The sequence below is a fragment of the Gaetbulibacter sp. M240 genome (assembly GCF_043876815.1).
Taxonomy (GTDB): Bacteria; Bacteroidota; Bacteroidia; order Flavobacteriales; family Flavobacteriaceae; genus Gaetbulibacter_A.
Map to the genome: position 1 here is coordinate 819,985 of NZ_JBAWKA010000002.1, position 23,456 is coordinate 843,440.

Below are 23,456 nucleotides of genomic sequence, written 5' to 3' on the forward strand. Positions count from 1 at the left end.
ATTTTGAAAATATTATGACATTAATCAAATCGATTTCCGGAATTAGAGGCACTATTGGTGGTGCTGTTGGTGATAATTTAACCCCTATAGACGCTGTAAAATTTGCTTCGGCTTATGGGGTTTGGTTAAAACAAAACCGCAGAAAAGAGCATTATCGTGTGGTTGTGGGCCGAGATGCCCGAATTTCAGGTAAAATGATGCAAAACCTGGTAATGAATACACTCATCGGGATGGGTATTGATGTCGTAGATATTGGTTTGTCTACAACACCTACGGTGGAAGTAGCTGTAGCCCTAGAACATGCTGATGGCGGGATTATTTTAACGGCGAGCCATAACCCCAAACAATGGAATGCCTTAAAACTATTGAATGAAAAAGGAGAGTTCTTGGATGCCGAGGACGGTGCTAAGATTTTGGAAATCGCAGAAGGTGATTCTATGACTTTTGCTGAGGTGGATGATCTTGGAAAGATTACCAAAAACAAAGCTTATATAGATCTTCATATTATTGAGGTTCTTGACTTGGATCTGGTTAATGTTAAAGCGATCGAAGAAGCCCGCTTCAAAGTGGTTGTAGATGGTGTTAATTCCACCGGAGGTATAGCAATACCCTTGCTTTTAGAGCGGCTTGGTGTTCATGTTATTAAAATTCATTGCGAACCCAATGGTTATTTTCCGCATAACCCCGAACCTTTAAAAGAACATTTGGGCGATTTGTCTGAAGCTGTAAAGAAACATAATGCCGATCTTGGTATTGTGGTCGATCCTGATGTTGATCGTCTTGCCTTTATGGATGAAAACGGCGATATGTTTGGCGAAGAGTACACCTTGGTGGCTTGTGCCGATTATGTGCTTAGTCGGACTCCGGGAAATACAGTGAGTAATATGAGTTCTACCAGAGCTTTACGCGATGTTACTGAAAAATATGGCGGTACTTATGAAGCTAGTGCTGTAGGGGAGGTAAATGTTGTAAAACTTATGAAAAAAAATAACGTGGTGATTGGTGGTGAAGGTAATGGAGGCATTATTTATCCTGATGCACATTACGGGCGTGACGCTTTAGTGGGTGTTGGCTTGTTCCTGAGTTTGTTGGCCGATAAAAATATGACCGTTAGTGAATTGCGGGCAACTTACCCCAATTACTTTATGAGTAAAAAGAAAATTGAATTAATCCCCGGGCTGGATGTTGATGGGATTTTAAAAACGATTCAAGAGCGCTATAAAAATGAGAATCTTACGACTATAGATGGGGTTAAAATAGATTTTCCTGAAAGCTGGGTTCATTTACGAAAAAGTAATACAGAGCCGATTATTCGTATTTACACAGAAGCGAAATCTCAAAAAGAGGCTGATGACTTGGCTGATAAATTTATAGCGGAAATAGGAGAGGTTGCGAAATTATAAATTTATTATTAGTTGTTTTTTTGTCATTCAGAAGGAACGGAGCGACTGAAGAATCTCTAAGATTAATTAAAGATTCTTTGCTATGCTCTGAATGAAAGTAATGTTGCAATTAAGAAAGTACCGATAGACAGATTGCTTCGCTACGCTCGCAATGACGAAATGGAACGTCATTACGAGGAACGCAGTGACGTGGTAATCTGTTGAAGGAGATTCCAGCCTTCGCTGGAATGACAACATGTTCGCAATGGCGGTTTGGACTCTTCGCTTACGCTCTGAATGACATTACACCTAAGTTATTCCGGTAGCCGCGTTAAGGATAGTAGTGAAAAGCCCACAGCGAGGTACGAGCGAGGACTTGCAGCGGATAGCCTGACCCGCAGGGTAACGCCCAAAAAATTATTTTATTGAGGTTTCTTCCCGCGATGTTTCCAGCGTTTGTGGGTCCATAAATAATACTCGGGGGCTTCATGAATTTGTTCCTCCACTAATTTTAAAGCTTTATCGGTAATATCAAAATCAGGATACTCTTGAGGTGTTTTTGTCAGGTTAATAAAGGTTCCATGGTAAAAACCACGTTTCACTTTTTTTACTTTTAGAAAAACGACAGCCATGTCCAGACGTTTTGCCAGAACCTCCGCACCAACATGAACCGGAACTTCAATACCCATAAATTTTTGCCAATAAATGGTTTTTTCTAGTTTTGGAGATTGATCGAAGGCAAAACCATTGATGGTTAATTCATTGTTTTCTTTGGCTTTTATAAGTGTGGAAAAAGTGTCTTTAGTGGTGATTAAATAACTGTTATATTTCGCCCGAATTCGTTTTACCAGAGCATCAAAATATTTATTACTTAACTGTTTGTAAATGGCATAGCCTTTATGATTTATTAACGTTTGCAGAATAAAAACCCATTCCCAACTTGCGTAATGCCCCATCATTAAAACAATACTTTTCCCTTCTTTTTCTAATTGATGGATTTGATCTACATTACCAATAACATAGCGCTGTGTCATCTCTTTTTCCGATATGGTTATAGATTTTATAGACTCCAGAATCATATCACATAAATGATGGTAAAACTTTTTTCTAATAGCACGTAATTCTTTTTCAGATTTTTCAGGAAATACCAACCTTAAGTTTTCTATGACCACTTTTTTTCGGTAACCAAAAACGTGAAAAAGTAATACAAATACACCATCTGAAACAGCGTATAATAATCTAAAGGGAAGTATTGAAATACACCACAAAAACGGATAAACCAGAATATAGGCTAGAAATTGCATGAAATAATTTTAGCTTTGTAGCCGCAAAGATATATTAAATAGAATTTAAACCTTCAGACCTTATGGGTAATTTAAGTACCATCACTATAATTATTATTGCAGCCAATATCTTGGTATCCTTTAAAGGCTTTAACGATTTTGGTTTTTTTGAAAAATATAAGTTTCAGGTAGGTCCCATTCGACAGGGGGAGCAAATCCGGATTTTCAGTTCAGGATTTTTGCATGCCGATATGCAGCATTTGCTGTTCAATATGATTACGCTCTATTTCTTTGCAGACATTGTTATTCAGCTACTGGATCCTTTTCATTTCATATTAGTATATGTGGGAAGTCTGGTTTTAGGAAGCTTATTGTCTCTTTACTTTCACAAAGATGAATATTATTACAGTGCTGTGGGTGCCAGTGGGGCGGTAACCGGGATACTTTATTCGGCCATACTATTGCAACCTGGCATGAGTCTGTATCTCTTTTTTATTCCCATTCCAATACCGGCCTATATTTTTGGTATCGCTTATTTACTGTATTCCATTTATGGAATGAAAAACCGCGTGGGTAATATTGGCCACGACGCTCATTTTGGTGGTGCTATAGGTGGTTTTGTTATTACCTTGATTGCCCAACCTAGTTTATTTGAAACCGACCTCTTAATGATCGGCTTACTGTCTATCCCGATTATTTTACTTTTTATTTTGAAAAAAACCGGTCAGCTGTAAGAGGTGAAGTTTTGATGTGGTGACTGTGGCATAGGAATTGACCTAATAAGGTGAAGAAAGACACTTATTTGAATACAATAGCCTGTTTTTCAAATATTTAAATTAATTTTAGTAATCTCAAAATTTAATAGTTCAGTTTGTTTTAATGACAGATTGGCTTAAATATATATATGAAGAAATCTAATTTCATAACATTTGACAGTTTGTCATTAGAGGAATTTGACGAAAATTCCGAATTAATTCCATTGATGACACCTGAGGATGAAGAAGCCATTAATAATGAAGAACTGCCTGAAACGCTCCCAATTTTATCGTTGCGTAATACGGTATTGTTTCCAGGTGTCGTTATTCCTATAACCGCAGGACGAGACAAGTCGATAAAATTGATCAATGACGCCAATAATGGCAGTAAGGTCATTGGTGTTGTTGCACAAAAGGATGAGACCGTTGAAAATCCATCGGCCAATGAAATGTATAATATTGGTACAGTAGCACGAATCCTTCGCGTGCTTAAAATGCCTGACGGGAATGTTACCGTAATTATTCAGGGGAAAAAACGTTTTAAGGTTGAAGAGGTAATCACTGAAACTCCTTATATATCGGCCACTATTCAGGATCTGCCTGAGGCTCGTCCGACTCTAAAGAACAAGGAATTTACGGCCATTATTGATTCGATCAAGGATCTGGCATTGCAGATCATAAAAGAAAGCCCAAATATTCCAACGGAGGCATCCTTCGCCATTAAAAATATTGAGAGCAACTCATTTTTGGTCAATTTTGTGTCTTCAAATATGAACCTGTCGGTTTCTGAAAAGCAATCGCTTTTAGAAATGAACGATCTTAAGAAACGGGCACTGGCGACTTTGAAGTATATGAATGTGGAGTTTCAAAAGCTTGAACTGAAGAATGATATTCAGTCCAAAGTTCAAAACGACATGAGTCAGCAGCAGCGGGAATATTTTCTACATCAACAAATGAAAACCATCCAGGAAGAATTGGGGGGTGTAAGTCATGATGCAGAAATAGATGAGATGCGGAAACAGGCAAAATCTAAAAAATGGGATGAAAAGGTCGGTAAACATTTCGATAAGGAATTAGCGAAAATGCAACGTATGAATCCGCAGGTGTCTGAATACTCCATACAGCGTAATTATTTGGAGTTATTTTTAGAACTTCCTTGGAATGAATTCAGCAAGGATAAATTCGATCTAAAACGGGCCAGAAAGATTTTGGATCGTGATCATTTTGGATTGGATGATGTGAAACGCCGTATTATAGAATATCTAGCCGTTTTGAAGTTGCGAAACGATATGAAGTCTCCCATTCTGTGTTTGCATGGCCCTCCGGGTGTTGGTAAAACCTCTTTAGGTAAATCGATAGCCGAAGCTCTTGGTCGTGAGTATGTTCGTATGTCCTTAGGAGGATTGCGGGATGAAGCTGAAATTCGTGGTCACCGAAAAACCTATATTGGCGCGATGCCAGGACGTATTATAAAAAGTCTCAAAAAAGCAGGAACCTCAAATCCGGTTTTTGTTCTTGATGAGATCGATAAGTTGTCTAATTCGCATCAGGGTGATCCTTCTTCTGCCATGTTAGAAGTGCTGGATCCTGAGCAGAATAGTGAATTCTATGACAATTTCCTGGAAATGGGCTATGATCTGTCGAAGGTTATGTTTATTGCCACTTGTAATAGTTTATCAACTATTCAACCAGCTTTATTGGACCGTATGGAGATCATCAATGTGTCAGGTTATACCATAGAGGAAAAAGTTGAGATTGCTAAACGTCATTTATTACCAAAACAATTAAAAGAGCACGGCTTGGATGAGAGTCACCTTAAAATTGGAAAACCACAATTAGAAAAAATTGTAGAAGGTTATACGAGGGAGTCAGGAGTGCGTGCCTTGGAAAAACAAATCGCAAAAATGGTACGATATGCTGCTAAGAACATCGCGATGGAAGAGGAATACAACGTGAAAGTTGCCACCGCGGATATTCTAGAAGTTTTAGGCGGACCAAAAATGGAGCGCAATAAATACGAAAATAATAGTGTTGCAGGTGTGGTAACAGGTTTAGCCTGGACGCGTGTAGGTGGTGATATTTTATTTATTGAATCAACGTTATCTAAAGGAAAAGGTAATTTAACTATCACAGGTAATTTAGGTACCGTAATGAAGGAATCGGCTACCATAGCCATGGAATACATAAAATCATATGCTGATGATTTTGGCATCGATCCTTCGGTATTCGAAAATTACAATGTGCATATACACGTTCCGGAAGGTGCTACGCCCAAAGATGGTCCTAGTGCCGGGGTTACGATGTTAACCTCATTAGTTTCTTTATTTACGCAGCGAAAAGTAAAGAAAAATATAGCTATGACCGGTGAGATCACCTTAAGAGGAAAAGTATTGCCAGTTGGTGGTATCAAGGAAAAAATTCTGGCTGCCAAGCGCGCTCGAATTAAGGAAATTCTGTTATGTGAAGAAAACCGACGTGATATCGAAGAAATAAAACAAGATTATCTAAAAGGTTTGACCTTCCATTATGTTTCAGATATGAGTGAAGTTATTAAATTTGCTCTTACCAATCAAAAGGTTAAAAACGCTAAAAAACTATAAACTTTAATCAAAGTGTAAAAACCCCGATATTTGCGGGGTTTTTTTATGCTTTAAAATAAAAGGTAGGACGCTTCGTTTTAAGATAGATTTACTTTCTTTGTAGCTTATGCTTGGAAAAATTACCACATGGCTTTGTCTTCTTTTGAGTACGCTAGCTCTGGCGCAGGTTGGGGGTGAAGCTACGTATCAATTTCTTAATCTTGTGGCTTCGCCTCGGCAGGCTGCTTTGGGTGGTAAAGTTTTAACAAACGTTGATTACGACGTTACACAAGGGCTTTTTAACCCTGCAACCATTAATGTGGACATGGACAATCAATTGGCGCTTAACTATTCCAGTTATTTAGGTGGTATTAGCTACGGTAATGCAGCTTATGCTTACACCGTAGACCGACGCACACAAACGTTTCACGCCGGAATAAGCTATGTGAATTATGGGAGTTTTGATGGTTATGATGAACAAGGAAATCCTACAGGAACCTTTTCGGGTAGTGAAACGGCTTTATCCTTTGGTTATGCTTTACAACTTGGTTATTCAGATTTTTATGCAGGGGCCAATGTAAAGCTAATTACTTCCAAGTTAGAACAATACAGTTCCTTCGGTATGGCTACTGATCTCGGGTTATTATACATTAATGAAGATATTGATTTCAATGCCGCTTTAGTAGTGCGGAATTTCGGAACGCAAATAACAACCTATGCCGGCCAGAGGGAACCTTTGCCTTTTGAGATCGCTTTTGGAATGTCACAACGATTAGAACACGTGCCAATACGCTGGCATGTCACCTTTGAAAATTTACAAGACTGGCCAATCGCGAATCCAAATCCGGCTCGTGTGAGCAGTGATTTGGGAGGCAACCAAAGTCAGGAGAAAGTTGGGTTTTTGGGTCAGGTTATTAGGCACACCATAGTAGGAGCGGAGCTCTTTCCTGAAGGAGCATTCAACATACGATTAGGGTATAATTTCAGAAGAGGTGAAGAATTAAAGATTATCGATCAGCGGAATTTTTCGGGACTATCAGCCGGGTTTTCCATTAAAATGAATACCCTGCGCTTCAGCTACACCCATGCAAAATACACCAGCGCTGCGAATGCAAACTTCTTCGGATTGCAGTTGAATTTACAATAGAATACCTATTTTTGCATCAGCAGAATCATTATGACAAAAATAACTGTAGCCATTGATGGCTTTTCTTCTACCGGAAAAAGTACTGTAGCCAAGCAAATTGCCAATTATTTGGGGTATGTGTATGTTGATTCTGGAGCTATGTATCGGGCCGTTACGCTATACGCTATTCAAAACCAATTGATTTCATCAGACCATTTTGATAAAAAAGGACTTATCAGCGCCTTAAACGAAATTGATCTGCTTTTTAAGTTCAATCCCAAAAAAGGCTTTGCCGAAATGTATCTGAATGGAAAAAACGTAGAAAAGGCCATCCGTACTATGGCGGTTTCAAATTTGGTAAGTAAGGTGGCAGCAACGCCTGAAGTGCGCAAAAAACTGGTGCAATATCAACGTCACATGGGAGAGCATGCTGGTGTGGTGATGGATGGCAGAGATATAGGAACAGTAGTTTTTCCAAATGCTGATCTCAAAATATTTATGACTGCCTCAGCCGAAACTAGGGCGATGCGTCGTTATAATGAATTAAAAGAACGCGGTGATGATGTAAGCTATGAGGAAGTCTTAAAGAACGTACAGGAGCGTGATCATATCGACACAACGCGTAAAGATTCACCTCTTATCAAAGCTGAAGATGCTATTGAAATTGATAATTCAGACCTCAGTTTGGAAGAACAATTCGATACCATTTTAAACCTCGTAAAAAAGGCCATGGAGTCTAAATAATTCGGAATTTGTTTTAGTATAGATTCAGTCACAAAATTCACGCAATTTATTCACTTAAAAATCAATTGTTTAAAATTCACTTTCATATTAGGTTTATTGGTTTAAAATATTTAATTTTGCACTCCTTTTAGCGAATAGTCAAGAATAAAAAGGAACGAGATAAAATTTAATTTAACCCTTCTGTGTGTTAATCGCGAAAATTCTTGAACTGCACAGAATACAAATCTTAATCAGCACATGGCTGAAAACCAAGAAAAGCAAGCTGAAGATCAAGTAACGATCGAAGCTACAACTGTTGAAGCTCCACAACCGTCGGAAGCTCAAAAAAACCCCGAAAAATTCTTAAAAGAATTCAACTGGCACAATTACCAAGAAGGTATTGATGAAGTTGACGACAAGCAATTAAAAGAATTTGAAAAATTAGTAGAAGAAAATTTTGTAGACACACTTGATGATGAGGTTGTTGAAGGAACGGTAATACACATCACTGATCGTGATGCTATTATCGACATCAATGCGAAATCAGAAGGGGTAATCTCCTTAAATGAATTCCGCTACAACCCAGATTTAAAAGTTGGTGATAAAGTAGAGGTATTAATTGACGTGCGTGAAGATGCGACTGGACAATTAGTGCTTTCTCATAGAAAAGCCAGAGTAATCCAAGCTTGGGATCGTGTTAATAAAGCACACGAAACCGGTGAAATCGTGAATGGTTTTGTAAAATGCAGAACTAAAGGAGGTATGATCGTCGATGTATTCGGTATCGAAGCCTTCTTACCAGGTTCTCAAATTGATGTGAAACCAATCCGTGATTACGATCAGTATGTAAATAAAACTATGGAATTCAAGGTGGTAAAAATCAACCATGAATTCAAAAACGTAGTTGTTTCTCATAAAGCGCTTATTGAAGCCGATATTGAAGAACAGAAAAAAGAGATCATTGGCCAGTTAGAAAAAGGTCAGGTATTGGAAGGTGTTGTAAAAAACATCACCTCTTACGGTGTATTTATTGACCTTGGTGGTGTAGATGGACTAGTCCATATCACTGATTTATCATGGTCTAGAATCAATCATCCGAATGAGATCGTTGATTTAGATCAAAAACTTAACGTGGTGATTTTAGATTTTGATGAAGATAAATCAAGAATCCAATTAGGTTTAAAACAATTAACAAAACATCCTTGGGAAGCTTTAGCCGACAGCGTAAAAGTTGGAGACAAAGTAAAAGGAAAAGTAGTTGTTATTGCTGATTACGGTGCATTTATTGAAGTGGCTGATGGTGTTGAAGGATTAATTCACGTATCTGAAATGTCATGGTCTACGCATTTACGATCTGCACAAGATTTCGTTTCTGTAGGAGATGAGGTTGAAGCGGTTATCTTAACTTTAGATAGAGAAGATCGTAAAATGTCTCTAGGTATCAAGCAATTAACACCAGACCCATGGACCGATATCACATCGAAATATCCATTAGGATCGAAGCATACAGGAATTGTTAGAAACTTTACAAACTTTGGAGTTTTTGTTGAATTAGAAGAAGGTATCGACGGATTGATCTATATCTCTGATTTATCATGGACTAAGAAGATTAAGCACCCATCAGAATTCTGTGCAGTAGGTGATAAGTTAGATGTTATCGTATTAGAATTGGATGTTGAAGGACGTAAATTAAGTTTAGGTCACAAACAAACCACAGATAACCCTTGGGATAAATACGAAAAAGAATTCGCTTTAAATACAACACATAAAGCGGCTATTTCTGAAATCGTAGACAAAGGTGCAACTGTTCAATTCAATGATGATATCACGGCATTTGTGCCAACGCGTCACTTAGAGAAAGAAGACGGTTCTAAACTTAAAAAAGGTGAAGAAGCCGAATTCAAGATCATCGAGTTCAGTAAAGAATTTAAGCGTGTCGTAGCGTCTCATACTGCTGTTTTCAGAGCAGAAGAAGCTAAGATCGTTAAGCAAGCAGTTAAGAAAGCTGAAGCTGCAGCAGCAGAAGCAAAACCAACTTTAGGTGATGCTAATGATGCTTTACAAGCGCTTAAAGACAAAATGGATGGTAAAGCGGCGAAACCGAAAAAAACGACAAAAGCTAAGAAAAGCGAGTAGTAACGTTTTAAAGTTATAAGCAAAAAAGCCTTCAGGAAACTGAGGGCTTTTTTTATTTAAGTCATTGCGAGCGAAGGCTGGAATCTTTATTTGGGCGTTCCCCTGAGGGTCGGGCTTTCGGCAGTCGCGCTTTTCAAGGCGCTCCAACAAAGCCTCAATCCCTAACGCGGCTACCGTAATGACTGAAGAGTTATGTCATTCAGAGCAAAGCGTTTTGTCATTCAGAGCGAATGCGAAGAATCTCAACCATTATTGCGAGCAAAGCGAAGAATCTATATTATAAAGCCGAGATTCTTCAGTCACTGCGTTCCCTCTGAATGACAAATAGGAAGCGTCATTGCGAGTGCATCGAAGCAATCTTTTAAACTAATTACGTTATTTCATAAAATTACAACGTCTTACTTCTTCGTATAATAACAAAACTAACCTTTCACAAACAAAGATGTATAAACTTCTAAATTTTTACATTACCTTTGTAAGCCGAATACGTTTGGGAAGTCTATGAGTCAAAAAGTTTTACTTAACGCAAAAGAGGTAAACATCATTCTACATCGATTGGCTTGTCAACTTATCGAGCGGCATCACGATTTTTCAAATACGGTTCTTATTGGCCTACAACCAAGAGGTATTTATCTGGCCAACCGTTTAGCTAAAATTTTAAAAGAAGATTATAAAGTATCCAAAATTCATTTAGGTCAGCTTGATATTACCTTTTACCGAGACGATTTTCGTCGTGGTGATAAAACTCTGGAAGCAAATAAAACCAATATAAACTTCCTGGTTGAAGATAAAAAAGTAGTCTTTATTGACGATGTATTATATACCGGGCGAAGTATTCGCGCGGCTTTAACAGCCATCCAATCATTCGGACGGCCTAAAGAAATAGAACTTTTAACCTTAATAGATAGGCGATTTAGCAGGCATTTACCGATTCAGCCCGATTATAAAGGACGTCAGGTAGATGTTATAAATGATGAAAAAGTAAAGGTAAACTGGATGGAGAACGATCAGGAAGACACGGTTTATCTAATAGAAAAATAAAAATAAAAGCATGAGTGAATTAAGTGTAAATCACTTACTTGGGATTAAATATCTAACTAAAAAAGATATCGATCTGATCTTTGAAACTGCCGATCATTTTAAAGAAGTTATTAACCGTCCCATCAAAAAAGTGCCTTCTTTACGCGATATTACCATAGCTAATTTATTTTTTGAAAATTCTACCCGAACCAAACTATCCTTCGAACTTGCTGAAAAACGTTTATCAGCTGATGTTATTAATTTTTCGTCGGCTCAATCCTCAGTAAAAAAAGGCGAAACCCTTATTGATACCGTAAATAATATTCTATCCATGAAGGTGGATATGATCGTCATGCGACATCCCAATCCCGGAGCAGGTGTGTTTTTATCTAATCACGTGAAAGCCAGTATTATTAATGCAGGAGATGGAGCACATGAACACCCTACACAAGCCTTATTAGATTCGTATTCTATCAGGGAACGTTTGGGTGGCGTCGCTGGAAAAAAAGTGGTTATCGTTGGCGACATCTTGCATAGCCGAGTAGCGCTGTCCAATATTTTTGCATTACAATTACAAGGGGCCGAGGTTATGGTCTGTGGTCCGAAAACTTTATTACCAAAATACATCGATACACTAGGAGTAAAGGTCGAGACCAATTTAAGAAAAGCTTTGAATTGGTGTGATGTAGCTAATATGCTTCGCGTTCAAAACGAGCGTATGGCTATCAGTTATTTTCCCACAACCCGGGAATACACCCAACAATTTGGAGTGACTAAGGAAATTTTAGAATCCTTAGATAAGGAAATTACAATTATGCACCCCGGTCCCATAAACCGTGGTGTAGAAATAACCAGTGATGTCGCAGATTCCAAACAGGCTATCATACTCGATCAGGTTCAGAACGGTGTTGCAGTGCGGATGGCTGTAATTTATTTGCTAGCATCAAAAATTAAATAGTTCATTATGATTATTGATCAAAAGGATAATATCTCCATTATCACTCAGGAAAAAGCCACGATTATTGAATTGGTTAAAAAAATTGAAACCCTTTATCCGAAATTTAAAGGTAATAACATCATTATTTCATTAACCTCTTTACGACCTATAGTATTAGAAGATATTTTGGAGTTTTTGCAGTTGTCGAATTTGCATAGAAAGGCTAAAAATTCTTTTGTTATCGTCTCTGATAAAATGGATTTGAATATGGTCCCCGATGAAATTATTGTGGTTCCAACGCTTCAGGAGGCTTTTGATGTTATAGAAATGGAGGAAATGGAACGCGATTTAGGATTCTAAAATAAGTTTACAGAATCTAAAAAAAACCATATTGCATATATGAAATTAACCATTCTAGGATGTTACAGTGCCACACCAAGGACTTTAAATAATACCACGTCTCAGGTTTTGGAAATGAACAACCACATGTTTCTTATTGATTGTGGCGAGGGAACTCAGGTAGAACTAAGGAGACATAAAATTAAATTTAATCGCATTAAGCACATTTTTATTTCTCATCTTCATGGCGATCATTTTTTTGGCTTGGTAGGATTAATATCTACTTTCAGGTTACTAACTCGCGAAACAGATCTTCATATTTATGGTCCGAAAGGCATTAAGGAGGTGGTGACTTTGCAAATGCGATTAGCTGATTCGTGGACGAATTATAATCTAATTTTCCATGAATTAACCTCTAAAGAATCTGAACTTATTTTTGAAGATGAGAAGGTAGAAGTGTATACCATTCCGTTGGACCATCGAGTTTATACAAACGGTTATTTATTCAAGGAAAAACCAGGAGAGCGTAAACTTAATGCGAGTGCGGCAAAGCGCGCAAATATTGATAAAGCTTATTTTAACAAATTAAAACAAGGCTTTGATGTTGAAAATGAAGTTGGTGAAATCATTCCAAACGCCACTGTAACCAGCGATCCTAAAAAACCTAAATCCTATGCCTTTTGTAGTGATACGCTTTACAGAGAGGCTATAGTTCCTGTTATTGAGCATGTGGATGTTTTGTACCACGAATCAACTTTTTTGGATAAGCATAAGCATTTAGCGGAGAAAACTAAGCATTCAACAGCTAAACAAGCAGCAGAAATTGCCAAAAAAGCGCAGGCGGGCATGTTATTGCTTGGGCATTACTCTACGCGCTATGATGATATTGATATCTTCAAGAAAGAAGCAGAAACGGTTTTTAAGCCGGTTAAACTGAGTAAAGACGGAAAAGTATTTAACTTTAGTTAAGAACTTCCAGACTTTGCATCCAGGTAATGGCTTCCCCTAAATCGTTAAAGAGCTTCATTGGTTTTTTATAAAAACGCTCTTCAATCTGAGCATTTATTGCATTTGAATAATTATAATATACAATAGCACTGGCGGCAATAATTTCATATTTTTCGTCTACTCTTGCCCAGTAATTGGGATTTACAGAATATGAATTTACCCGGTTTGGAATATACCCCAAACGGGCATCTTCGCCATAATAATTGAATAGTTCACTTATAACAGCTTCAATTTTATCCCATTCAAAATGAATACCTTCATTTAATTCAGAAACAAAAAAACGATCACATAAATAGAAAGTTCCAAACGACATTTTAAGGGTATGCGGTTTTAAATGTTCAAAAAATTCTGAATCTTCAAATTTCATAGTAACTTTGTTGAGAGGTTATTCTAATTTAGGTAAAACCTCATTTCTGCAAATAAATACGTGTTATAGCCTAAAAAAGATTTTGAAAAAATTGATTTATGGAAAAGGATTTAAGTAATTATAGAAAAACATACGATAAAGGAAGTTTAGAACTTAATGAAGTGCCTGAAAATCCTCTGGAATTATTTCAAAAATGGTTTTATGAGGTAGACTCCCATTTTGAAGGTGAAGAAACTAATGCCATGACCATTTCCACCTTTGGTTTAGATGGATTCCCTAAAAACAGAGTTGTTTTATTAAAACGGTATACCGATGAAGGCTTTGTTTTTTTTACTAATTATGAAAGTGAAAAGGGTAGGGCCATAGCAGCAAATCCTAACGTGTGTTTATCCTTTTTTTGGGAAAAAGCAGAGCGACAGGTTATTGTTAAGGGTAGGGCGGAAAAGATTGCTGAAAATTTAAGTGACGGTTATTTTGAAACGCGCCCTAGAGGTAGTCAACTAGGTGCTATGGTTTCACGGCAAAGTGAAATAATTGAAAGTCGCGAATATTTAGAAAATAAATTAAAAGGGTTGGAAGAAACCTTTAAAGGAAAAGAAGTTCCACGTCCTGATTATTGGGGTGGTTTTATTGTAAAACCCATAGAAATTGAATTTTGGCAAGGTCGTCCCAATCGTCTACACGATCGCATTCGATATAAATTGGATAACGATTTTTATTGGAAGATTGATCGACTCTCTCCTTAATTATATCGAATAAAACTTACAAACAGGATTATTTTAATCGATGAAATGCATTAAAATCAGATAAAAAGTTGCATTTTGTCGAATTTAGGTCGAATTAATTCTTTTTTACATAAGTAGATACTAAATTTGGTTAAGCCCAAAAAATACCTACTTATGAAGCTAATTAAATTCTCCCTTGCGGTGGTCCTGGCCTTTTCAGTGGTTTCGTGTTCTGTTGATAGTCCTGAAGCCGCACCCAGTGACCTGAACCTCAAAATAACTACAGTTAAAACAAAGCCTATAGAGGCCGAAACACTAAAACTTATAAATGATTATCGTACATCCAAGGGCTTAAATACTCTGGGAAGTATGACCTTAATTAAATCAGTAGCAGAAACGCATACTGAATACATGGTTCAATTGGACGAGGTAAATCATGATAATTTTTATCAACGTAGCTCGTATTTAAAGGAAAATGCCGGTGCTATCAAAGTATCAGAAAATGTTGCTTATGGATACACGTCTTCAGAATCATTAGTGAACGCTTGGATAAATAGCGATTCTCACAGAGCTACTATTGAAGGAGATTTTAATTACTTTGAAATTTCGGCAGAACAAAATAGTGAAGGAAAGTGGTATTATACCAATATGTTTATAAAGAAATAAGATACTTTTTTAAGAAAAGTATAACGACATAACTTGAGGATTGTCATTGAGGAATGACCTTTTTCAGGTTATTATTGATAACTTAATTGTTATTGAATTTAGCTTTAGGTATGAAATCCTCTCATTTATTTGGGGGGATTTTTTTTATTACCGTTTTTTAGGATAAATTTTTAAACCTCTATTTATTAGTTATTTATGCTTTATGAAAAATTTCTTAAAAAGTTAAAATTTAATATTACGCCAAATGCATTTAATTTTTATTTGTAATCCTTCAAATAATAATATACCTTTAAAGAATTAACTTTAATCAACTAATAATTATACTATGGAAGGATATTGTGTAAAATGTAAAGACAAGAAAGAAATCAAGAACGCTGCTGAAGTTACTATGAAAAATGGTAGAAAAGCTATGAAAGGCGTTTGTCCATCTTGTGGAACAGGAATGTTTAGAATTCTTGGTAAAGCTTAAAAATATTTTAAAGGGAAGTGGATGACTTCCCTGTTTTTTTTTGCAATTATCGTACTGCAATTCATTACAACAAACAAAAACGCTTTCTAATTTTAGAAAGCGTTTTTGTTTTGTTCTTATTTAATCCATTTTTAGGATAATAAATTGTGTGCGTCTATTCAACTGATGTTGTTTCTCTGTACATTGTTTCGTTCCGTCACAATCATTAACTAATTGAGATTCGCCAAAACCTTTATAACTGGATATTCGATCCGATAGTACACCTTTACTAATAAGGTAGTCGTAAGTAGCCTGTGCGCGCTCTATCGATAGCCTTTGATTGTAATTAGCAGATCCTCTCGAATCTGTATGGGATTCAATCTTTATAATCATGTTCGGATAAACATTCATCAACAGGTTGACAATACGATCTAGCTCTTTTGTACTCTCTTTTCGAATATTATATTTATTAAAGTCAAAATAAATAGGGTATAGTTCAGTAAATGGTAATTCTATTTTTTCTTCGTTGAGAACAAAGTCGACTGAAATGATCTTTTCTGTATCTGAAATATCCTTTGAAGTAACGAATTTCATGGCTGCTTCATAGGTGTCTTTCTCAGCCAATACATTATAATCGGCATTGCGATCTATGTTTATTTCAAAATTCCCAACACTATCTGAGAAAACCTGAGCTAATAAAGTCTCTTTTGAATCGTAAATTTTGATTGTGGTATTAGCGATTGGTGCGTTAGAATCATCGGTTACAATCCCTTCCAGTTTCAAGGGAGGAACTCTTTTGTAGGCATAGATGTCGTCTCCTCCAATTCCGCCATTTCTATTTGAGGCAAAATAACCTGAGAGGCCATCAGGATTCATGAAAAATGAAAAATCATCTTTACTTGAATTTACCGGAACACCAAGATTGAAAACTTCAGTAATTTTTTTATTATTATCCTGAACCGTTCCAAATATATCCATCAATCCTAGACCGGGATGACCGTCTGAGGCAAAAAACAGAATACCTTCACTGTTAATAAACGGAAAACGCTCATTTTTTGATGTGTTTACAATGGGACCTAGGTTAACGGGTTTACTATAAGTTCTATTGGCATTAATATCCACATAAAAAATATCCGTTCCTCCATAACTACTCGGTCTATCTGATGCAAAATATAATTTCGTTTCGTCGGCATTCAAAGTCGGGTGCGATGTGGAATAACGATTACTATTGAATGGTAATTCTGTTACATTAGTCCATTTTCCATCGACTAATGAAGCTTTGTATATTTTTAATTTTGAAATTCCTTCGGCATCTTGTCCTAAAACCTGATCATTAAAATTATTTCTAGAGAAATACATAGTTTTTCCATCCTTGGAAATGGTTAGAGTCCCTTCGTGGAATAAGGTATTTACATCACCTTTGATTTTGTTTTTATGGTTTATTGAAACCTCCGATATACTATCAGCAGCATAAATATCCAAAAAAGGTTCATTGTTCCAACCATAAGTGTGTTTTACAGCAGCTCCACGATCGCGTGAAGATGTAAAATAAATTTTTCCATTATTTTCTATGGCTCCAAAATCACTATATATAGAATTCAAGCTTACGGGTTCTAAAAAATACCGTTGCTTAGCATTAAAAATGATCTGTAAAAAATCCTTGTCATTTTGTAGGTTTTCATCATTTAGAAACCCTCCTGCCTTTTTAAATAAACGCATATTTTTTCTGTACCCCTTAAAGTCTTCAACGCCCCTTAAGGCTTGCGCATAATTATAATAATAAGCGATAGGAAAATTTTCTTGTTCAACAACCTTTTGATAATATACCACAGCACTATCAGGATTTCGCATAAACGCATAGCAATCGGCCAGCTGCCTGGTATTGTAATCTGCATTGTAGTTTTTATCAATAAGTTTTTTATACGTTAATGCGGCATCTGCAAACGCATATTTATCGAATAATCGATCTGCTTTCTTTTGAGTGCCTTGTTGAGCGAATACGGTATGGCTTGAAAGCACTAATAAGATTAAAAGGATGCTATGATGAACTTTTAAAAAGCTCTGAAATGCTTTGGTGTTTGGATGTTTCACAAAAAACGTATTTAATAGGTTTGTTTACTCCATTTTCTCCACAATAAATTGTGTACGACGGTTTAATTGATATTGTTCTTCTTTACAATTTTGATCATCACCACAATCTACCTTTAATTTTTTGAGCTCACCAAAACCTTTGTGCGAAGTGATGCGATCGGGATCAATGCCCTTAGAAATTAAATAATCATAAGTAGAATTAGCACGGTCAATTGATAATTTTTTATTGTATTCATCGGTACCGCGAGGATCAGTATATGATTCAATGCGGATTACCATTTCAGGATAATCATTCAGCATTAAATCCACTATTTTATCTAATTCCAAGGCAGCATCCGGACGGATATTGAATTTATCAAAATCGAAATAAATGGTGTTAAGCTCCGCTAATTTAACCACGTTTGGTTTCGGATTAAGCAATAAATTAGCTGTAATACTGGTTAATTCCGTTTGAATATTTTTAGATGTAAATGTTCTGTAATCATCAATATATTTGTCTTGATTGGCCACAATTTTGTAATCCTGATTTCGATCAATATTAATTTGATAAAAACCTTCTTCGTCGGTTTCCATATAGGCAACCTGCTCGTTCTTGTCATTAAAAAGAGTTATTCTGGCAAATGGAATTGGTTTCGTATTGATAGCATCAGTTACGACCCCTTCCACATGAAGTTCAGGTTCTCTGTGATAAGCGTAAATATCATCACTACCGCGCCCGCCTTTACGATTTGATGCGAAGTAGCCCGTAATACCATTTGGATTCATGAAAAATGAAAAATCATCCAAACTAGAATTTACAGGGGTTCCTAGGTTAATAATACTGGCAATTTCCTCTTCATTTTCACCCTTGATAGTAGCGTAAATATCGAGTAAGCCGAGGCCAACGTGCCCGTCGGACGAGAAGAAAAGTACACCCTCATTGTTTAAAAAGGGAAATCCTTCAGCGTTCTCAGTGTTTACAACAGGTCCTACATTCGTAACATTAGATAGTGAGCCATCAGGATTAATATCACAATACCAAATATCTGATCCACCAATAGATCCTTTTCGGTCTGAGGCGAAATATAATCTGGTATCATCGTTATTAAGCGCCGGATGCTGCGTTGAAAAACTAGCTCCGTTTATTGGTAAATCCTCAATGTTGGTCCAAACACTGTCAACAAAAGTAGCTCGGTAAATTTTCATATTTGTAAGCCCCTTTTTGTCTTTGGTCTCAATATCCTTGTTGAAATTATTTCGGGAAAAATACATGGTTCTACCATCCTTTGTAATGGCAATTGGGCCATCATGATACATCGTGTTTACGTCCCCCGGAAGCTTATTGGTGTAATCGACATTTTTTTTGGATTTAGCGTCAGTAACATAAACATCCAGAAATGGTTGTTCGTTCCAGCCGTATAAACGTTTTATACCAAGGCCTTCATCTCTTGAAGAGGTAAAATATACTTTGCCATTTTGTTCAAAGGCTCCAAAATCGCTAAATTTTGAATTGAAATAGACGCGATCTAAAAAATATTGTTGTTTTGCGGTAAAAATGGAGCTTATAAAATTAGCATTCTTTGAGAAATCATTGGTGTTTACAACACCTCCGGAATCTTTGTAGCGTTTAAGCCATGCTTCAGATTCATCATATTTTTTCATACCCCGTAAAGCCTGAGCGTATTTATAGTAATACTCTATAGGCACATAATCCTGCTCTACAACTGTTTTGTAATATCTGGAAGCATTTCGCGGATCCCTTAAAAACGTATAGCAATCGGCTAATTTCCGTAAGGCATAATCTTTATTATAATTGTTTTCAACGAGTTCCTGATATACCTTGGCAGCTTTAACAAACGAAAATTTATTAAAGAGGGTGTCGGCCCGGCGTTGTCTTCCTTGTTGGGAAAACCCGGAAAAACCCACCAAGAGGATAAAACTAAAGAGGATATATTTTTTAAACTTCATGGATATGTTTATTAAAAATATCGAGGTGATCTAAGTCTGGAATTTATAAAATTAAATTCGAAAATAACCAAAACTTCATGCGTTCCTGAGGTATATGCGGCAATATCAGATATTGGTTTTTCATAGGCATATCCCACACGTAATTGTCTTGAAACTTGTAAATCTACAATACCACCAATCGCTGCCGTTTCATTACTCATCCGGTAAGAAGCACCAAACCAGAATTTTTCATAAAATAAAAAATTCGCTGTTAAATCGACAGATATTGGTGCCCCATTAGTAGCTTTAAGCAAAGAGGCTGGTTTGAATTTAATATCTTCAGTCACATCCAAAACACCACCTACTGTAAAATAATAACTTAAGCGATCGAGTGCTTGGTATGCGTTATCAGTATTTCTATCCCAATTTAGGATTCTTGGTACGGATAATCCGGCATAAACCCTATTTGTACTCCAGTAAACCCCCAACCCAACGTTGGGCGTCCAACGATTTTCAATACCGTAAATAGTAGGGTCGAAGCTCTCGTAATTTCTAAAATCATCATCCAGGCTGTATTGGGTAAACCCACCCTTAATTCCGAAAGCAACTTTACCATCAACTCCGGCAGGAATCGCATATGAAAAATCCCCATATAAATAGGTGAAATTTTCAGGGCCTAAATCATCTTCAATAAAAGATAAACCAACACCTACACGATCGTTTCTGGTAGGGGAGTGAATGGATAAGGTTTGCGTAATAGGGCCGCCTTTAAACCCAACCCATTGACTTCTGTGGAGGCCGATAATACTTAAGGCTTCTCTACTTCCTGCGTAGGCAGGGTTTATAGAAATAGTATTGTACATGTATTGTGTGAACTGCGGCAATTGTTGTGCAAAGCCAAAAGTTCCGATTAACAATACAAAAGCAATTATGTTAAACTTAATACATTTCATAGGTTAAATTATTTGGTTCCTAAGTAAACCGGACCTGTAAATGGGTTCAATCCACTATTTTTTAGGGTTATGATATAGTAATAGGTGCCATTGGGGACTCTTCCGTTATTTCCTAACGAATTCTTAGGGGATCTTCCATCCCAACTGCCTGAAGGAGGTGCAATACCTTTTTCAAATTCGTTGATTAATGGGTAATTATCTGATTTGAATATCAAAGCACCCCAACGGTTGAAGATCTGAACTTCAGCTTCAAAACCACATAAATCAATTCCAGAAATGTAGAAGTAATCGTTTATGTTGTCTCCATTAGGTGTTACAGCTTTGGAAATTTCAATATCATTCTCACCACATGGTAAAACAACACAATCTGCATTAATATTCATGGTGATCTCAGTTATGTTAATACAACTTCCATCAGTTGTTGTGTATCGGAACAAGTAATCGATTCCACCGTCACTTGGCAAGAAGGTTTGACTTACTTCTAAACCGGATGGATCAAACACGCCATTAGAGCTCAAGGTAGCTGCCGTATCTCCGGAAAGCATTTCCCAGATACCAGTAGTGCTTATATCTGAATCTAATATATCATTTAGGTTCACAATACCGTCATCAAAACATCTGTCTTGTGCCGTAATTTCAGTAATGATCTCATCTCGGGAAACATTCAGAACTTGTGTAAAAGTTGCTTCATTTCCACAGGAATCAGTCGCTGTCCATGTTCTGGTAATTACGTAATCATCGGTTGAATTCGGATCAAGCGTACTTGTTTCATTGAAAACAACGTTTACATCAGTCGAACAATTATCTGAAAATTCCAGTTGTGGTACTTCGGTAATATCTGCACAACTTACATTTAAGTTTTGATCGAAAGGTGTTATTACTTCAGGAGCTGTTGTATCCTGGACAGTAATTGTTTGTACATGTGTTGTAATTAAATTACACTCATCTACAGCTGTATAAGTTCTTGTGATGATATAGCTGTTTAAACAAGCTCCATCGGTTATTTCATCTTGAACTGTTACGTTAGCTGTTCCACAATTATCCGTCGCTGTTAAAGTCTCGGGTTCTGGTATAGCATCACATTCCACGGTAATATCACTTGGTAATGCTTCAACGAACACAGGAGCTGTTGTGTCTTGAACCATAATATTCTGAACGAATACCGTTGTTATACCACATTCATCTGTAGCGGTCCATGTTCTCGTTAAAGTATAATCATTAGCACAACTTCCATCAGTTCTCACTTCTTCGAAAGTTACTGTAGCTGCACCACAATTATCCGTAGCGGTAAGTGTTTCAGCTATAGGCACAGCATCACACTCTACCATAATATTGGTGTTTGGAAGTGTTTCTACAAAAACTGGAGCAGTAGTGTCTTGAACAGTTATGGTTTGAGTATGTACAGTCGTTAGACCACATTCGTCTGTAGCAGTCCAAGTTCTAGCTAAGCTATAGCTAGACGGACAATCACCATCGGTTCTCACTTCTTCATAAGTTACTATAGCAGCACCACAGTTATCGGTAGCGGTAAGTGTTTCAGCAGTTGGTACTGCATCACATTCCACGATAGCATCAGCCGGTAAGGTTTCTACAAAAGCAGGCGCTGTAATATCTTGAACGGTAATGGTTTGAGTATGTACAGTTGTTAGTCCGCATTCATCTGTAGCAGTCCATGTTCTAGCTAAGGTATAGCTAGAAGGACAAGATCCATCGGTTCTTACTTCTTCATAAGTTACTATAGCCGCGCCACAATTATCAGTAGCGGTAAGTGTATCAGCAGTAGGTACAGCATCACATTCCACGGTAGCATCAGCCGGTAAGGTTTCTACAAACACAGGAGCAGTAGTATCTTGAACCGTAATGGTTTGAGTATGTACGGTTGTTAGACCACATTCGTCTGTTGCTGTCCAAGTTCTGGCTAGGGTATAGCTAGATGGACAATCACCATCGGTTCTTACTTCTTCATAAGTTACTATAGCTACCCCACAATTATCGGTAGCGGTAAGTGTTTCAGCAGTAGGTACAGCATCACATTCCACGGTAGCATCAGCTGGTAAGGCTTCAACGAACATAGGGGCTGTCGTATCTTGAACTGTGATGGTTTGTGTAAAGTCATCAGAAATATTTCCACAAGCATCTGTAAAGTTCCAAACGCGAACTTGAACATATGCATTAGGACAATTTGGATCTACAGTGGTATCATCACTAACTAAATTCATAGTTACTGTTGAACAATCGTCAGTTGCAGTTGGTGCTTGAGCTAGAGCAGCGGCAATACCATCAGTATCACTACATTCTAATGTTGCATCAAAAGCTCCTGCAGTAGTCTCAACAATTGGTGCTGTTGTATCTTTGATAAGATAGGTAGCCGTAGTTGTAGAAGAGTTTCCACAAACATCCGTTGCAGTAAATGTTACGGTAATGGCTCCATTATCACATTGCACAGAAGTATCTGAACCATAATCATTTGTCCAGGTCACTGTGCTACAGTTGTCACTGGCAATTGCTCCGGCATTGGAGTTCAACCATGCTTCTAATTCAGTTTGTGTATCACCAATACCACATTCAATTTCAATATTATTTGTGTTCGTATTGTCGATTATAGGCGCAGTATCATCAGAGACAGTAATGGTCTGTGTTTGATTCTCAGCGGCATTACCACAGTTATCTACTAGTGACCAGGTTCTGGTAATTACAAAAGTGCCTTCACATGGGCCAGCCACAGGATCGCTATCTGTATAGGTGGCTTCAATACCTGTAGAACAGTTATCGGCTTCATCGGTTACATCACCAGTATTGGCTACACTGATATCATAGTTACATGAGGCATCGGTATATATTTCAACATCGGCAGGTGCTGTGAATGCAGGCGCAATATTATCATCTACTGTAATAGTTTGTGTTACTAAAGTTTGGTTACCACAATCATCAGCAATGTTGTATGTTCTTGTGATGATCTCAGGACAGGTGTTACCATCTGATACATCTGATA

Annotated in this window: 19 protein-coding genes; 13 read left to right on the forward strand and 6 right to left on the reverse strand. The window is 37.2% G+C overall.

What is annotated here, in order from left to right; all coding sequences use genetic code 11:
- The first annotated feature begins 14 nt into the window (after window positions 1-14).
- On the forward strand, window positions 15-1,403 hold the full coding sequence (gene glmM / locus V8G61_RS09180) for a phosphoglucosamine mutase (protein ID WP_394875271.1): 1,389 nt from the start codon (window positions 15-17) through the stop codon (window positions 1,401-1,403).
- 401 nt (window positions 1,404-1,804) lie between these two features.
- Here glmM and V8G61_RS09185 read toward each other — a convergent pair whose 3' ends face one another.
- Complete coding sequence (locus tag V8G61_RS09185) at window positions 1,805-2,686, reverse strand: lysophospholipid acyltransferase family protein (RefSeq protein WP_394875272.1); 882 nt, start codon at window positions 2,684-2,686, stop codon at window positions 1,805-1,807.
- Window positions 2,687-2,748: 62 nt separating this feature from the next.
- Between V8G61_RS09185 and V8G61_RS09190 the strand changes: the two genes are divergently transcribed.
- The 9 genes from V8G61_RS09190 (at window position 2,749) to V8G61_RS09230 (ending at window position 13,249) form a co-directional block, all read left to right on the forward strand.
- Window positions 2,749-3,399 carry a rhomboid family intramembrane serine protease gene (locus V8G61_RS09190; RefSeq protein ID WP_394875273.1) on the forward strand — a complete coding sequence of 217 codons (651 nt, stop codon included), beginning with the start codon at window positions 2,749-2,751 and terminating at the stop codon, window positions 3,397-3,399.
- Window positions 3,400-3,569: 170 nt separating this feature from the next.
- The gene (lon, locus tag V8G61_RS09195; RefSeq protein ID WP_394875274.1) at window positions 3,570-6,020 is read left to right on the forward strand and encodes an endopeptidase La; all 2,451 of its coding nucleotides are present in this window, start codon (window positions 3,570-3,572) and stop codon (window positions 6,018-6,020) included.
- A 106-nt stretch (window positions 6,021-6,126) separates the two neighbouring features.
- Window positions 6,127-7,146 carry a type IX secretion system protein PorQ gene (gene porQ / locus V8G61_RS09200; protein ID WP_394875275.1) on the forward strand — a complete coding sequence of 340 codons (1,020 nt, stop codon included), beginning with the start codon at window positions 6,127-6,129 and terminating at the stop codon, window positions 7,144-7,146.
- Between the two features lie 30 nt (window positions 7,147-7,176).
- A complete protein-coding gene (gene cmk, locus V8G61_RS09205; protein WP_394875276.1) occupies window positions 7,177-7,869 on the forward strand; it encodes a (d)CMP kinase in 693 nt (230 codons plus the stop codon).
- Between the two features lie 237 nt (window positions 7,870-8,106).
- Entirely contained in the window at window positions 8,107-9,984 is a 1,878-nt protein-coding gene (gene rpsA / locus V8G61_RS09210) for a 30S ribosomal protein S1 (protein WP_394875277.1), read from the forward strand.
- Between the two features lie 501 nt (window positions 9,985-10,485).
- Window positions 10,486-11,025: a bifunctional pyr operon transcriptional regulator/uracil phosphoribosyltransferase PyrR gene (gene pyrR, locus V8G61_RS09215; protein WP_394875278.1), complete on the forward strand. Its 540-nt coding sequence runs from the start codon at window positions 10,486-10,488 to the stop codon at window positions 11,023-11,025.
- A gap of 10 nt (window positions 11,026-11,035) precedes the next feature.
- The gene (locus V8G61_RS09220; protein ID WP_394875279.1) at window positions 11,036-11,962 is read left to right on the forward strand and encodes an aspartate carbamoyltransferase catalytic subunit; all 927 of its coding nucleotides are present in this window, start codon (window positions 11,036-11,038) and stop codon (window positions 11,960-11,962) included.
- A 6-nt stretch (window positions 11,963-11,968) separates the two neighbouring features.
- Complete coding sequence (locus V8G61_RS09225) at window positions 11,969-12,301, forward strand: ribonuclease Z (protein WP_394875280.1); 333 nt, start codon at window positions 11,969-11,971, stop codon at window positions 12,299-12,301.
- A gap of 39 nt (window positions 12,302-12,340) precedes the next feature.
- Complete coding sequence (locus tag V8G61_RS09230; protein ID WP_394875281.1) at window positions 12,341-13,249, forward strand: ribonuclease Z; 909 nt, start codon at window positions 12,341-12,343, stop codon at window positions 13,247-13,249.
- On the opposite strand, the gene V8G61_RS09235 is transcribed toward V8G61_RS09230, so the two are convergent.
- A complete protein-coding gene (locus tag V8G61_RS09235) occupies window positions 13,242-13,655 on the reverse strand; it encodes a hypothetical protein (protein WP_394875282.1) in 414 nt (137 codons plus the stop codon). The two genes, V8G61_RS09230 and V8G61_RS09235, sit on opposite strands and share 8 nt — an antisense overlap.
- 98 nt (window positions 13,656-13,753) lie before the next feature.
- Here V8G61_RS09235 and pdxH point away from each other — a divergent pair, with 98 nt between their 5' ends.
- From pdxH to V8G61_RS09250, 3 genes are all read left to right on the forward strand, one after another.
- Complete coding sequence (gene pdxH / locus V8G61_RS09240) at window positions 13,754-14,401, forward strand: pyridoxamine 5'-phosphate oxidase (protein WP_394875283.1); 648 nt, start codon at window positions 13,754-13,756, stop codon at window positions 14,399-14,401.
- 153 nt (window positions 14,402-14,554) lie between these two features.
- Entirely contained in the window at window positions 14,555-15,046 is a 492-nt protein-coding gene (locus V8G61_RS09245; RefSeq protein ID WP_394875284.1) for a CAP domain-containing protein, read from the forward strand.
- Window positions 15,047-15,371: 325 nt separating this feature from the next.
- Window positions 15,372-15,515 (forward strand): DUF5679 domain-containing protein, encoded by a 144-nt coding sequence (locus V8G61_RS09250; RefSeq protein WP_394875285.1) that lies wholly within the window; start codon window positions 15,372-15,374, stop codon window positions 15,513-15,515.
- A 120-nt stretch (window positions 15,516-15,635) separates the two neighbouring features.
- Here the strand turns inward: V8G61_RS09250 and V8G61_RS09255 are convergent, their stop codons facing one another.
- The 4 genes from V8G61_RS09255 to V8G61_RS09270 all read right to left on the reverse strand — a co-directional run.
- On the reverse strand, window positions 15,636-17,585 hold the full coding sequence (locus V8G61_RS09255; protein ID WP_394875286.1) for an OmpA family protein: 1,950 nt from the start codon (window positions 17,583-17,585) through the stop codon (window positions 15,636-15,638).
- Between the two features lie 24 nt (window positions 17,586-17,609).
- Complete coding sequence (locus V8G61_RS09260) at window positions 17,610-19,532, reverse strand: OmpA family protein (protein ID WP_394875287.1); 1,923 nt, start codon at window positions 19,530-19,532, stop codon at window positions 17,610-17,612.
- Between the two features lie 11 nt (window positions 19,533-19,543).
- Window positions 19,544-20,464, reverse strand: coding sequence for a type IX secretion system membrane protein PorP/SprF (locus V8G61_RS09265; RefSeq protein ID WP_394875289.1), 921 nt, complete (start codon window positions 20,462-20,464; stop codon window positions 19,544-19,546).
- Between the two features lie 8 nt (window positions 20,465-20,472).
- Window positions 20,473-23,456 (reverse strand): gliding motility-associated C-terminal domain-containing protein (locus tag V8G61_RS09270; protein ID WP_394875290.1); only part of this gene is annotated, 2,984 nt, incomplete at its 5' end.